At 65.8% G+C, this 12,868-nt stretch carries 13 protein-coding genes; 11 read left to right on the forward strand and 2 right to left on the reverse strand.

Annotation, left to right across the window (positions count from 1 at the left end; all coding sequences use genetic code 11):
- Positions 1-3: 3 nt before the first annotated feature.
- Both lnt and BN2475_RS36240 read left to right on the forward strand, forming a co-directional pair.
- Positions 4-1,767 (forward strand): apolipoprotein N-acyltransferase, encoded by a 1,764-nt coding sequence (lnt, locus tag BN2475_RS21140; RefSeq protein ID WP_094781447.1) that lies wholly within the window; start codon positions 4-6, stop codon positions 1,765-1,767.
- A 74-nt stretch (positions 1,768-1,841) separates the two neighbouring features.
- A complete protein-coding gene (locus BN2475_RS36240; RefSeq protein ID WP_281254248.1) occupies positions 1,842-1,970 on the forward strand; it encodes a hypothetical protein in 129 nt (42 codons plus the stop codon).
- Between the two features lie 42 nt (positions 1,971-2,012).
- On the opposite strand, the gene BN2475_RS21145 is transcribed toward BN2475_RS36240, so the two are convergent.
- Positions 2,013-2,627, reverse strand: coding sequence for a glutathione S-transferase N-terminal domain-containing protein (locus BN2475_RS21145; protein ID WP_174642013.1), 615 nt, complete (start codon positions 2,625-2,627; stop codon positions 2,013-2,015).
- 211 nt (positions 2,628-2,838) lie between these two features.
- Between BN2475_RS21145 and BN2475_RS21150 the strand changes: the two genes are divergently transcribed.
- The 5 genes from BN2475_RS21150 to purH all read left to right on the forward strand — a co-directional run bounded on the left by BN2475_RS21150 (position 2,839) and on the right by purH (position 8,608).
- Positions 2,839-4,254 (forward strand): aminopeptidase P N-terminal domain-containing protein, encoded by a 1,416-nt coding sequence (locus tag BN2475_RS21150; RefSeq protein ID WP_094781449.1) that lies wholly within the window; start codon positions 2,839-2,841, stop codon positions 4,252-4,254.
- Positions 4,251-5,477 (forward strand): UbiH/UbiF/VisC/COQ6 family ubiquinone biosynthesis hydroxylase, encoded by a 1,227-nt coding sequence (locus BN2475_RS21155; protein ID WP_094781450.1) that lies wholly within the window; start codon positions 4,251-4,253, stop codon positions 5,475-5,477. Before BN2475_RS21150 ends, BN2475_RS21155 begins: the two co-directional genes overlap by 4 nt.
- A 228-nt stretch (positions 5,478-5,705) precedes the next feature.
- Positions 5,706-6,767, forward strand: coding sequence for a tRNA dihydrouridine synthase DusB (dusB, locus tag BN2475_RS21160; protein ID WP_094781451.1), 1,062 nt, complete (start codon positions 5,706-5,708; stop codon positions 6,765-6,767).
- On the forward strand, positions 6,764-6,997 hold the full coding sequence (locus tag BN2475_RS21165; protein ID WP_008919619.1) for a Fis family transcriptional regulator: 234 nt from the start codon (positions 6,764-6,766) through the stop codon (positions 6,995-6,997). The genes dusB and BN2475_RS21165 overlap by 4 nt, the downstream gene beginning before the upstream one ends.
- Positions 6,998-7,042: 45 nt before the next feature.
- A complete protein-coding gene (gene purH / locus BN2475_RS21170; protein WP_094781452.1) occupies positions 7,043-8,608 on the forward strand; it encodes a bifunctional phosphoribosylaminoimidazolecarboxamide formyltransferase/IMP cyclohydrolase in 1,566 nt (521 codons plus the stop codon).
- A 277-nt stretch (positions 8,609-8,885) separates the two neighbouring features.
- Here purH and BN2475_RS21175 read toward each other — a convergent pair whose 3' ends face one another.
- On the reverse strand, positions 8,886-9,125 hold the full coding sequence (locus BN2475_RS21175) for a hypothetical protein (protein ID WP_094781453.1): 240 nt from the start codon (positions 9,123-9,125) through the stop codon (positions 8,886-8,888).
- Positions 9,126-9,252: 127 nt separating this feature from the next.
- Here BN2475_RS21175 and ruvC point away from each other — a divergent pair, with 127 nt between their 5' ends.
- From ruvC to BN2475_RS21195, 4 genes are all read left to right on the forward strand, one after another.
- Complete coding sequence (ruvC, locus tag BN2475_RS21180; protein WP_094781454.1) at positions 9,253-9,795, forward strand: crossover junction endodeoxyribonuclease RuvC; 543 nt, start codon at positions 9,253-9,255, stop codon at positions 9,793-9,795.
- A gap of 179 nt (positions 9,796-9,974) precedes the next feature.
- On the forward strand, positions 9,975-10,556 hold the full coding sequence (ruvA, locus tag BN2475_RS21185; RefSeq protein ID WP_094781455.1) for a Holliday junction branch migration protein RuvA: 582 nt from the start codon (positions 9,975-9,977) through the stop codon (positions 10,554-10,556).
- A gap of 181 nt (positions 10,557-10,737) precedes the next feature.
- The gene (gene ruvB / locus BN2475_RS21190) at positions 10,738-11,802 is read left to right on the forward strand and encodes a Holliday junction branch migration DNA helicase RuvB (RefSeq protein WP_094781456.1); all 1,065 of its coding nucleotides are present in this window, start codon (positions 10,738-10,740) and stop codon (positions 11,800-11,802) included.
- Positions 11,803-11,829: 27 nt separating this feature from the next.
- On the forward strand, positions 11,830-12,768 hold the full coding sequence (locus BN2475_RS21195; RefSeq protein ID WP_094781457.1) for an oxygenase MpaB family protein: 939 nt from the start codon (positions 11,830-11,832) through the stop codon (positions 12,766-12,768).
- Positions 12,769-12,868: the final 100 nt, after the last annotated feature.

Raw genomic sequence — 12,868 nt, forward strand, 5'->3', positions numbered from 1 at the left:
ACAATGGCCGACCCGATCACTTCCCGCTCACGCCCCGGCGTGAGCGTTCCCGCTGCCGACGCTACACGCGCCCGCGCGCTACCCCGCTGGCATTACCTCGCCGCGCTGGTCGCGGGCGCGGCCAATACGCTGTCGTTCGCGCCGACGCCACACGGCGGCTGGCTGCAACTGGCGATCTTCGTGTTCTTCTTCACGTGGCTCTCGCGGACCACCGGCTGGAAGAGCGCCGCGCTGACGGGCGGTGCGTTCGGCTTCGGCAATTTCGTGACCGGCGTGTGGTGGCTGTACGTCAGCATGCACTACTACGGCGGCATGGCTGCGCCGCTCGCCGCCGCGGCGGTCGTGCTGTTCTCGCTGTACCTGGCGCTCTATCCGGCGCTGGCCGCGGCCATCTGGTCGTTCTGCGCCGGCCATGCGCGCAACGGCGGCAAAGGCGCGGCGGACACCGACCCGCCGTTCTCGCCGACCTGGCACGGCGCGCTGGCCTTTGCGAGCGCGTGGGCGATCGGCGAATGGTTGCGCGGCACGGTATTCACCGGCTTTCCGTGGCTCGCGAGCGGCTATGCGCAAGTGGACGGCCCGTTCGCCGGGTTTGCGCCGGTGGTGGGCGTGTACGGTGTCGGCTGGATGCTCGCGCTGGTCGCCGCGTTGATCGTGCAAGCGCTGCTGCCGCTCGTGCCGCCGCTGCAGGCTGCGCACGCACCGCGCGGCGAAGCCGCCGGCGGGCGCCGCCACGACGAAGACAGCGGCCACGGCGCAGCACGGCGCGCGGCGCCTCGCGGCATGGCGCGCAGCGCCGTGCCCGGCGGTATTGCGCTCGCTCTGATCGCGGCCGGCCTGCTGCTGCCGCTCGTCCAATGGACCACGCCGGCCAACGCGCCACTGACAGTGCGTCTGCTGCAAGGCAACGTCAAACAGGAGATGAAGTTCGAGGAAGCCGGCATGCGCGCGGCGATCGACCAGTATCAGCAGATGATCACCGCGAAGCCGGCCGATCTGATCGTCACGCCCGAAACGGCCATTCCCGTGCTCGCGCAGCAATTGCCGGCACCGTTCGCCGCGGCGGTGCGCGAGTTCTCCGACTCGACCGGCAGCGCGATCCTGTTCGGCGCGATCGGCGGCACCATCACGCCGGAAGGCCAGGTGATCGACTATACGAACAGCCTGTTCGGCGTCACGCCCGGCTCACACGACGTGTACCGCTACGACAAGCATCACCTCGTGCCGTTCGGCGAATTCGTGCCGTGGGGCTTCCGCTGGTTCGTCAATCTGATGAGCATTCCGCTCGGCGATTTCTTCCGTGGCGCGCCGGTGCAGAAGCCGTTCATGGTTCATAACCAGCCGGTCGCGGTCAACATCTGCTACGAGGACATCTTCGGCGAAGAGATTGCGCGGACCATCCGCGAGAGCGATACGCCAGCCGGCGTGCTCATCAACACGACCAATCTCGCGTGGTTCGGCGACACGATCGCATTGGACCAGCACCTGCAGATCGCCCGCATGCGCTCGCTGGAAACCGGCCGGCCGATGCTGCGCGCGACCAACACTGGCATGACGGCCGCGATCGATGCGAACGGCAAGGTGATCGGACGGCTGACGCCGTACACGATCGGCTCGCTCGATGTGAAAGTGCAAGGCACCTCGGGCAGCACGCCGTACGTGACGAGCGGCAACAATACGGTGCTGGCGGTGTCGGTCATGCTGCTGGCGTTCGGCTTCGCGTTCGGACCGGGGATTACGCGGCGCCGCAACGGCAAGCAGCCATAAACCGCGCTCGAGCGCATTGGCTCATGTGCTGTTCGTGCGTGCTGTCCATGCGCGCCGTTTGCATGGCCGCATGCGTGCCGAATGCCGATGCGAACTCAGGTGCCAATCAACGCCTGAAAAAAACGCCCGAAAAAAATGCGCGTGACGGACAGGCGCATTTTCACTGGCAGCAAACGCTTCGCCTCAGGCTTTCAGAAGCTTGAACCTGCTCCTGTGGCCAGCTTGCCGGCCTCGTCCGGCGTCGCTCAATTCGCCGGCACCGTATCGATAAACGACTGACGCAGCGACAGCTTCTGGAAATGTTTGTCCAGATTCGGATGCGGTTCGCGCCAGTTCATCTCCGGCATGCGGAAGTCGAGATAGCCCAGCGCGCAACCCACCGCGATGTCCGCGAGCGTGTAGTGATTGCTCGCGCACCACGGCTTGCTGCCCAGACCCTGCGACATCGCGATCAGACCTTCGTCGATCTTGCGCTGTTGCCGCGCGACCCACGAGTCCGCGCGCTGCTCGGGCGTACGCTGGGTTCCTTCGAGGCGAATCAGCACCGCCGCGTCCAGCACGCCGTCGGCGAGCGCTTCCCAGCACCGCACCTCGACGCGTTCGCGTCCCGACTGGGGAATCAGCTTGCCGACCGGCGACAGTGTATCCACGTATTCGCAGATCACCCGCGAGTCGAACACGGCTTCCCCGTCTTCCATCACGAGGCACGGCACCTTGCCGAGCGGATTGTAGGTGTGAATCCGGGTGTCCGACGCCCAGACGTTCTCGGGCACCAGCTCGTAGTCGATCTTCTTGTCGGCCAGCACGACTCGCGCTTTGCGCACGAAGGGGCTGGCGAGCGAACCGATGAGTTTCATCATGACCATCTACCTTTTTCTGAATCCGGCGAAAGTATAAGTGGTCGGCGGCCTTCACGAACGTGATTGATGCCGTATCTTCGCAAACCACACGTGGACGCGCTGTGAACAGATTGCAACAGGCCGGCGCCGGCCCGCCATCCTGATCCGTACAAAACGACCGCGTATGGAGCGCTACAACCGGACCTGACAATCGGGGCGCTACAATCGCACGATGAACCAGCCGACCGAACCCACCATCGCCATCGACGTCTACCGCACGCGCCGCGAGCGCGTACTCGCCGCGCTGCGCGCCGCGGGCGGCGGCGTCGCCATCGTCCCCACCGCGCCGGAAGCGCTGCGCAACCGGGACACGGATTATCCGTACCGGCACGACAGCTACTTCTATTATCTGACCGGCTTCACCGAACCCGAAGCGTTGCTGGTGCTCGACGCGAGCGCCGCGCCCGGCGAGCCGACGTCGATTCTGTTCTGCCGCGAGAAAAACGTCGAGCGGGAAACGTGGGAAGGCTTCCGTTTCGGCCCGGACGGCGCACGCACGGCGTTCGGCTTCGACGCGGCCTGCGCCGTCGGCGAGATCGACACGCAACTGCCACGACTGCTCGCCGACAAACCGGCGCTCCATTACGCGCTCGGCGCGTCGGCGCAGCTCGACGACAGGGTGCGCGGCTGGCTCGACGCGGTACGCGCGCAGAGCCGCGGCGGCGTCGCCGCCCCTGCCGCCGCACGCGATCTGCTGCCGTTGCTCGATGAGATGCGGCTCGTCAAGGACGAACACGAACTAGCGATCATGCGCCGGGCCGGGCAGATTTCCGCCGTCGCGCATCGTCGCGCGATGGCCGCGTGCCATCCCGGCGTGCGTGAATACGAACTCGAAGCCGAGCTGCTCTTCACGTTCCGCAAATTCGGCGCGCAGGCGCCGGCCTACACGTCGATCGTCGCCGCCGGCGCGAATGCCTGCGTGCTGCATTACCCGGCCGGCAACGCGATTGCCCGGGACGGCGACCTGATCCTGATCGACGCGGCCTGCGAACTCGACGGCTATGCGTCCGACATCACCCGCACGTTCCCCGCCAATGGCCGCTTCACGCCGGCACAGCGCGAGCTGTACGACATCGTGCTGGCCGCGCAGCAGGCCGCCGTCGACGCTACCCGCGCCGGCGCCACCTTCGACGCGCCGCATCAGGCCGCCGTGCGCGTGCTGTCGCAAGGGCTGCTCGACACCGGCATCATCGGGCGCGCGAAGTTCGCGTCGGTCGACGACGTGATCGCCGAGCACGCCTATGCGCCGTTCTACATGCACCGCACCGGCCACTGGCTCGGCATGGACGTGCACGATTGCGGCGACTATCGTGAGCGCGGCGCGCCGCGCGACGAAGCGGGCGCGTTGCCGTGGCGCACGCTGCGCGCGTCGATGACGCTGACCATCGAGCCCGGCCTGTACATCCGGCCGGCCGAAGACATACCCGAGCGCTACTGGAACATCGGCATCCGCATCGAGGACGACGCGATCGTCACGCCGGCCGGCTGCGAGCTGATCACGCGCGACGTGCCAGTGGCCGCAGACGAGATCGAGGCGCTGATGCAGGAAGCTCGCGCGGCCATCAAACAGGGAAGTCATCCGCAATGAACGAGATGTCCCAGGCGGCGATGATTCTGAAACCCGCCGCGATCGATCATTCATTCGATTTCGACGTGACGATCGTCGGCGCCGGTCCGGTCGGGCTGGCGCTCGCCGGCTGGCTGGCGCGCCGCAGCGTGACGCGGGAGCTGAAAATCGCGCTCGTCGACGCTCGCGAGCCCGAAGACTCGATCGCCGACCCGCGTGCGATCGCCGTGTCGCACGGCAGCCGGATGATCCTCGAGCCGCTGCGTTGGCCCGCGGACGCCACCGAGATCCAGCGCATCCATGTGTCGCAGCGTGGCCACTTCGGCCGCACGCTGATCGAACACCGCGAGCACGGCTTGCCGGCGCTCGGTTACGTGCTGCGTTACGGCTCGATCGTGCACGGTCTGGCCGAGGCGGTACGCGGCACCTCCGTGCACTGGTTCCGCTCGACATCGGCAGGAACGCCGATCCAGCAGCAACACGGCGTCACGCTGCCTATCGAAACCGCGGGCGTCGCGCGCCAGCTGCGCACGCGAATCCTGGCGAGCGCCGAAGGTGGCCTGTTCGGCGACCAGAAAGCCGGCAAAGGCACCGCCGTGAACGACACGCGCGACTATGGGCAGACCGCGCTGGTCGGCACGGTCAGCGTGTCCGCGCCGCAACCGCACGTGGCGTGGGAGCGCTTCACGTCGCAAGGGCCGATCGCGTTGCTGCCGATGGGCGGTGTGCGCGGCGCGGACTACGCGCTGGTCTGGTGCTGCGCGCCCGACGAAGCCGCACGCCGCGCGCAACTGCCGGACGACGCATTCCTGCGCGAACTCGGCAGCGCGTTCGGCGAGCGCATGGGCCGCTTCACGCGGATCGTCGGGCGCGCGTCGTTCCCGCTTGGATTGAACGCGGTCGAGACGCTCGTCGACGGCCACATCGTCGCGATCGGCAACGCGGCGCAGACGCTGCATCCGGTGGCCGGTCAGGGGCTGAATCTGGGCTTGCGCGACGCGCATGCGCTCACCGACGCGCTGTCGGCGGAAGGTCCGACCGCGCTCGCCCTCGCCAGCTTTGCACAGCGTCGCGCGCTCGACCGGCGCATGACGATCGGCGCCACCGACATGCTCGCGCGCCTGTTCACCATCGACTTCGCGCCGCTCGCGATCCTGCGCGGCCTCGCGCTCACCGCGCTCGAGTTCGCGCCGCCGGTAAAGACCGCGCTGGCGCGGCAGATGATGTTCGGACAGCGCCGCTGAGCGCGCGCCATCCGCTCGCGCGGCGCGGCTTTTCGGGGCAGCCTGGAGCCAGCCGCGCGAGCGCGGCCCGTTCTATGAAGCGGCGCACTTTCATAGAAGATTTAATGGCTTACGGCACCCATATGGCGGCTGTCGGCTATCTGTTAACGCTAAAATAGGCGTTTTCCCTCGTATTTCGCGGTGCTTCGATTGTTAAAACGGTCGATCGCCAGCGCACGCGTCCACGCCATGCCCACTCTCGGCTCCCACAATCTGCGTAACAACCTGTTCGTCGCCCCGATGGCCGGCGTGACCGACCGGCCGTTCCGGCAGCTGTGCAAACGGCTGGGTGCGGGCTATGCGGTGTCGGAAATGGTCGCGTCGAACGCGCAGCTATGGAAGAGCGAGAAGACCATGCGCCGCGCCAATCACGCGGGCGAAGTCGAGCCGATCGCCGTGCAGATCGCCGGCGCCGATCCGGCGATGATGGCCGAAGCGGCCCGCTACAACGTAGCGAACGGCGCGCAGATCATCGACATCAACATGGGCTGCCCGGCCAAGAAGGTGTGCAACGTGGCCGCCGGTTCGGCGCTGCTGCAGAACGAGCCGCTGGTGCAGCGCATCGTCGAGGCGGTGGTGGGCGCGGTGGGCGTCGGGCCCGACGCGGTGCCCGTCACGCTGAAAATCCGCACCGGCTGGGACCGCGATAATAAAAACGCGCTGTCCGTCGCGCATCTGGCCGAGGCGGCCGGCATTTCGATGCTGACCGTGCACGGCCGCACGCGCGCCGACCTGTATCACGGCGAGGCCGAATACGAGACCATCGCCGCAGTGAAGGCGTCGGTGCGCATTCCGGTGGTCGCCAATGGCGACATCACGTCGCCGCAGAAAGCGCGTGAAGTGCTGGCCGCCACCGGCGCCGACGCGCTCATGATCGGCCGTGCCGCGCAGGGGCGCCCGTGGCTGTTTCGCGAGATCGAGCATTTCCTGCAGACGGGAGACCTGCTGCCGCCGCCGCGCATCGACGAAATCCAGCAGGTGATGAACGAGCATCTCGAAGATCACTATGCGTTCTACGGCGAATTTACTGGTGTGCGCACTGCGCGCAAGCACATCGGCTGGTACACTCGCGGCCTTTCTGGCGCCAACGTGTTCCGGCATCGCATGAATACGCTGGACACTACGCGCGAACAACTCCTCGCCGTCAACGAGTTCTTCGACGCACAAAAGGCGATCTCCGATCGCCTCGTCTACGTCGACGAAGCACTCGACAATCAGGACGAGGACCCTACCGACCGACTAGCAGCATGAGCAAGAACAATATCGAACAATCTGTCCGCGACAGCCTGGATGTGTATTTCCAGGATCTCGACGGCTCCAATCCGCATGACGTCTACGACATGGTTATTTCATGCGTGGAAAAACCCCTGCTCGAAGTGGTGCTCGAGCAGGCCGGTGGCAACCAGTCGCTGGCCGCCGAGTATCTCGGCATCAACCGCAATACGCTGCGCAAGAAGCTGCAACAACACGGATTGTTGTAGTTTCCGGCGCCCTGCCACGTTTCCCTTCGGCTTTTTGTCTTCATCATGATCAAGCAAGCGCTCATCTCCGTTTCCGACAAATCCGGCATCGTCGACTTCGCCAAATCGCTGTCGGACCTCGGCATCAAGCTCCTGTCGACCGGCGGCACCGCGAAACTGCTCGCGGACGCGGGCCTGTCCGTCACCGAAGTCGCCGATTACACGGGCTTCCCGGAAATGCTCGACGGGCGCGTGAAAACGCTGCATCCGAAGGTGCACGGCGGCATCCTCGCGCGCCGCGACCTGCCGGAACACATGGCGGCGCTTGAGCAGCACGGCATTCCGACCATTGATCTGCTGGTGGTGAATCTGTACCCGTTCGTGCAGACCGTGTCGAAAGAAGAATGCTCGCTGGAAGACGCGATCGAGAACATCGACATCGGCGGCCCGACCATGCTGCGTTCGGCCGCGAAAAATCATCGCGACGTGACGGTGGTGGTCGATCCGGCCGACTACGCGCTGGTGCTCGAAGAAATGCGCGCGAACAGCAACAAGGTGTCGTACAGGACGAACTTCCGCCTCGCCACCAAGGTGTTCGCGCACACCGCGCAGTACGACGGTGCGATCACGAACTACCTGACGAGCCTGACCGACGAACTGCAACACACGTCGCGCAACACCTATCCGGCGACGTTCAACCTGGCCTTCAACAAGGTGCAGGATCTGCGCTACGGCGAAAACCCGCACCAGAGCGCCGCGTTCTACCGCGACCTGGCGGTGCCGGCTGGCGCGCTGGCGAACTACAACCAGTTGCAAGGCAAAGAACTGTCGTACAACAACATCGCGGATTCCGACGCGGCGTGGGAATGCGTGAAGACTTTCGACGTGCCCGCCTGCGTGATCGTCAAGCACGCGAATCCGTGCGGCGTGGCGCTCGGCGCGGACGCGAACGAAGCGTACGCGAAGGCGTTCCAGACCGATCCGACCTCGGCGTTCGGCGGCATCATCGCGTTCAACCGCGAAGTGGACGAAGCGGCGGCACAAGCCGTGGCCAAGCAGTTCGTCGAGGTGCTGATCGCGCCGTCGTTCAGCGCAGCGGCACGCCAGGTGTTCGCGGCCAAGCAGAACGTGCGTCTGCTGGAAAGCGCGCTGGGCGAAGGCCATAACGCGTTCGATCTGAAGCGCGTCGGCGGTGGGCTGCTGGTGCAATCGCTCGATTCGAAGAACGTGCAGCCGCGCGAATTGCGCGTAGTGACCAAGCGTCATCCGACGCCGAAGGAAATGGACGATCTGCTGTTTGCATGGCGCGTCGCGAAGTACGTGAAGTCGAACGCGATCGTATTCTGCGCGAACGGCATGACGCTCGGCGTCGGCGCGGGCCAGATGAGCCGCGTGGACTCGGCACGCATCGCCAGCATCAAGGCGCAGAACGCCGGTCTGACGCTGACCGGCTCGGCCGTCGCGTCCGATGCGTTCTTCCCGTTCCGCGACGGCCTCGACGTGGTCGTGGCGGCGGGTGCGAGCTGCGTGATTCAACCGGGTGGCTCGATGCGCGACGACGAAGTGATCGACGCAGCCGACGAGCACAACATTGCGATGGTGTTGACCGGCGTGCGGCACTTCCGCCATTGATGCGGGCCTGTTGACGGTGGTCGCGAGCCTCGCGATGAGGTGACGACGCGGCGGCCGTTGGATTAGCTGGCGATTGGCTGGAAAGAAGCGGCCCGGTGGAGTTTTCCGCCGGGCCGTTTTTTTTGGTGGCGTCCCGTTGGCCGCGTCACTAGGATGCCGTTCTCTTTGGCGCGGTTCTCGTTGGTGCCGTTCTCGTTGGTGCTGTTCTCTTTGGCGCCTCTCTCTTTGGTGACCTTCTCTTTGGCGCCCTTCTCTTTTGCGCCGCGATCAGCTCCGCTCAGTCACTCGCCTCCCTGCGCGCGTAACCCTCTTTCACCTCCGGATGCTGGCTGATGTACGCGCTAAGCCCCTGCCCGCGCCGGGCAAGACACTTGAGCGCCGCCACATGCCGCGCACCGACGCTCGCCTGCGTGTACCAATACACATCGCCTGACCTGAAGCGAACCTTGACGAACTCGTCGCCGATTTCGTAAGCATCGACGCCCGAGTCGCCGCTGAGATTCCGATAGCGCTCCATCTGCGATGGCCTCCTGCCATCCACCCAGCAGTTTTTATTCCACCGGGATCGCTACTAGCGGACCGTTGCGCGCCGCGTTCGTTGTAGTATCGCAAGCACCTGGTTTTTTCCGCATGTGCGGCACCTCATGAGAATTCTCGGCATCGACCCCGGCCTGCGCGTAACCGGTTTCGGCGTGATCGACCAACACGGCCACACACTCAGTTATGTCGCGAGCGGCGTCATCAAAACCGCCGACGCCGATCTGCCGTCGCGTCTGGGCACCATCTTCGAAGGCATCTCGACACTGATCCGCCAGCATTCGCCGGATCACTCGGCGATCGAAAAAGTGTTCGTCAACGTCAATCCGCAATCGACGCTGCTGCTGGGTCAGGCACGCGGCGCGGCGATCTGCGGGCTCGTCGCGGGCGGCGTGCCGGTCGCCGAATACACCGCGCTGCAATTGAAGCAGGCCGTGGTGGGCTACGGCCGCGCAACCAAAGAGCAGATGCAACAGATGGTGGTGAGGCTGCTCAACCTGTCCGGTGTACCCGGCACCGACGCCGCCGACGCGCTCGGCATGGCGATCTGCCACGCGCACGGCGGCACGACGCTAAGCACCCTGGGCGGCATCGCGCCCGCGCTGGCGAAGAAGGGGCTGCGCGTAAGGCGCGGACGTCTGGTCGGATAGCAAGGCGCTCGCGTCCAGCTGACTGCTGGTGGCTGGGTGGCTGGGTGGCTCGCCGCTTGCGCATCGCGCAGTGCGCGCCGCTTTGGACTCGCGCCGCGTGACGTGGCGTGGACCACAACGACTGCTTGTCGCTCACGCGCTGCGCTACACTCGCGCTTTCCCTCGAGAGTCAATTCGCCATGATCGGTCGCATTGCCGGCGTTCTGCTGGAAAAAAACCCGCCGCATCTGCTCGTCGACTGCAACGGCGTCGGCTATGAAGTCGATGTGCCGATGAGCACCTTCTACAACCTGCCGTCGAACGGCGAACGCGTCGTGCTGCTCACGCAGTTGATCGTGCGCGAAGACGCGCATCTGCTGTACGGCTTCGGCACCGCCGCGGAACGCTCGACCTTCCGCGAACTGCTGAAGATTTCCGGCATCGGCGCACGCATGGCGCTCGCAGTGCTGTCGGGCATGAGCGTGCACGAGCTTGCGCAAACCGTCACGATGCAGGACGCGGCGCGCCTCACGCGCGTGCCGGGCATCGGCAAGAAGACGGCGGAGCGGCTGCTCCTCGAACTGAAGGGCAAGCTCGGCGCCGACCTGGGCGCGCTGGCGGGCGCGGCGTCCGCATCCGACCACGCCTCCGATATCCTGAACGCACTGCTCGCACTGGGTTACTCGGAAAAGGAAGCGTTAGCGGCCATCAAGAATGTACCGGCCGGCACTGGCGTTTCCGAGGGCATCAAGCTCGCGTTGAAGGCATTATCAAAAGGTTAATGCGCAACCTGCGGCGGCTCGAACTGCGCGCGTTGGGTAATGCTTCGCACATGCGCTCCCAACGGGACTTCCTTCGCGGCGTCCCCCAAAGGGGCTTCCTCCGGTGCGCCCCCCCAAGAGGACTTCCTCCGGTGCGCCCCCCCAAGGGGGCTTCCTCCGGGGCGCGCGGTACAATGAGCGGATGATCGAAACCGACAAACTCGCCGCCGAGCGCATCATCGCGGCCACGCCCGTCTCGCCGAACGAAGAAGCCTTCGAGCGCGCGTTGCGCCCGCGCCAGCTCGACGAATATGTCGGGCAGGAAAAAGTGCGCGGCCAGTTGGAAATCTTCATCGAGGCCGCCAAGCGCCGTTCCGAATCGCTCGACCACGTGCTGCTGTTCGGCCCGCCGGGCCTCGGCAAAACCACGCTCGCGCACATCATCGCGCGAGAGATGGGTGTCAATCTGCGGCAGACGTCCGGCCCGGTGCTCGAACGCGCCGGCGACCTCGCCGCGCTGCTGACCAATCTCGAAGCCAACGATGTGCTCTTCATCGACGAAATCCACCGGCTCTCGCCGGTCGTCGAAGAAATTCTGTACCCGGCGCTGGAGGATTATCAGATCGACATCATGATCGGCGAAGGGCCTGCCGCGCGCAGCGTGAAGCTGGACCTGCAACCGTTCACGCTGGTCGGCGCGACCACGCGCGCTGGCATGCTGACCAATCCGCTGCGCGACCGCTTCGGCATCGTCGCACGGCTCGAGTTTTACAACGCCGAGGAACTGGCGCGCATCGTCACGCGTTCGGCGGCGCTGCTGAACGCGCAGATTCATCCGGACGGCGCGTTCGAAATCGCCAAACGCGCGCGCGGCACGCCGCGTATCGCGAACCGCCTGCTGCGCCGCGTGCGCGACTTCGCCGAGGTGAAAGCGGACGGCAACATCACCGCGCAAGTGGCCGATGCCGCGCTCAGAATGCTCGACGTCGACGGCATCGGCTTCGACCTGATGGACCGCAAGCTGCTCGAAGCGATCCTGCACAAGTTCGACGGCGGCCCGGTCGGCGTCGACAACCTGGCGGCGGCTATCGGCGAAGAACGCGACACGATCGAAGACGTGCTCGAACCGTATCTGATCCAGCAAGGCTTCCTGCAGCGCACGCCGCGCGGCCGCGTCGCCACGCTGCTGACCTATCGGCATTTCGGTTTGGCGGCGCCGGACTCGTCGAGCACGCTGCCCGGACTGTGGGATTCGGCTGCGAAGTGACTCGCAGGTAGCGCGAGGCCGATCAGGATGTCCGACCAGACAACGCAACCCGATTCATCCCGCAGTCTCCCGCATCGGTTTACGCACAGGCTACGCTCGAAGCTGGCCGCCGGCGTCACGCATCTGACGAGCGGCAGCGGCCCGATGCTCGACTACTCGTCGCCGCCGGGCGACCCGGGGCTCTTCGGACCGGACTCCATGTGCTGGAAGGTCCACGCCGACTTCACGTCGATGATGACAGGCGGCATCAGCGCGCTATTGCTGCAGGCATTGCACCCGCTGGCGCTGGCCGGCGTTTGGGACCATTCGACCTTTCGCACCGATACTCTCGGGCGTCTGCGCCGCACAGCGACCTTCGTCGCCGGGACGACATACGGCAACCGGCACGACGCGCTGGCGCTGATCGAGCGCGTCAAGCGCATTCATCTCGGCGTGAGCGGCGTTGCCCCGGACGGCCGGCTGTATCGTGCGAGCGAAGCCGGGCTGCTGACGTGGGTGCACGTCGCGGAGGTGTCGAGTTTCATGACCGCACACTTGCGCTATGTGAATCCGCTGCTGCCCGTTGCCGCGCAGGATCAGTACTTCGCGGAAACGGCGCGCATCGCCGAGATGCTCGGCGCGTCGAACATTCCGCGCTCGCGCGCCGGGATTGACGCCTATCTGCAGGCCATGCGGCCCGAGTTGGTGGCAAGCGAGCGTACGCGCGAAGTCGTGAGGATTCTGCTGAGCGCGCCTGCTCCGAGCGTGTTGATGCGGCCCGCCGGCGCGTTGATGCTCAACGCCGGTGTCGATCTTCTGCCGGACTGGGCTCAGGTCATGTTGGGATTGGATCGCTATGCGGCGCTGCGCCGTGCGCTGACCCGGCCCGGTGTGCGTCTGGTCGCGCCGGTGATCCGCTGGGCGCTGGTGAATGGCGTGTCGAAGCGGGCGCGCCGTCGCGTGGCCGCCGCACACGAGCAGGACTAACGCGGCGGATTCGATCTACAGGCGCGAGCCGCGCGGCTTGCGTGCGCGACGTGCGGCGCCTGATGCATGTGCGAAGCGTTTCACCGTGCAGCCCATCGCG

Origin of the sequence: Paraburkholderia ribeironis (assembly GCF_900019265.1) — a bacterium.
Taxonomy (GTDB): Bacteria; Pseudomonadota; Gammaproteobacteria; order Burkholderiales; family Burkholderiaceae; genus Paraburkholderia; species Paraburkholderia ribeironis.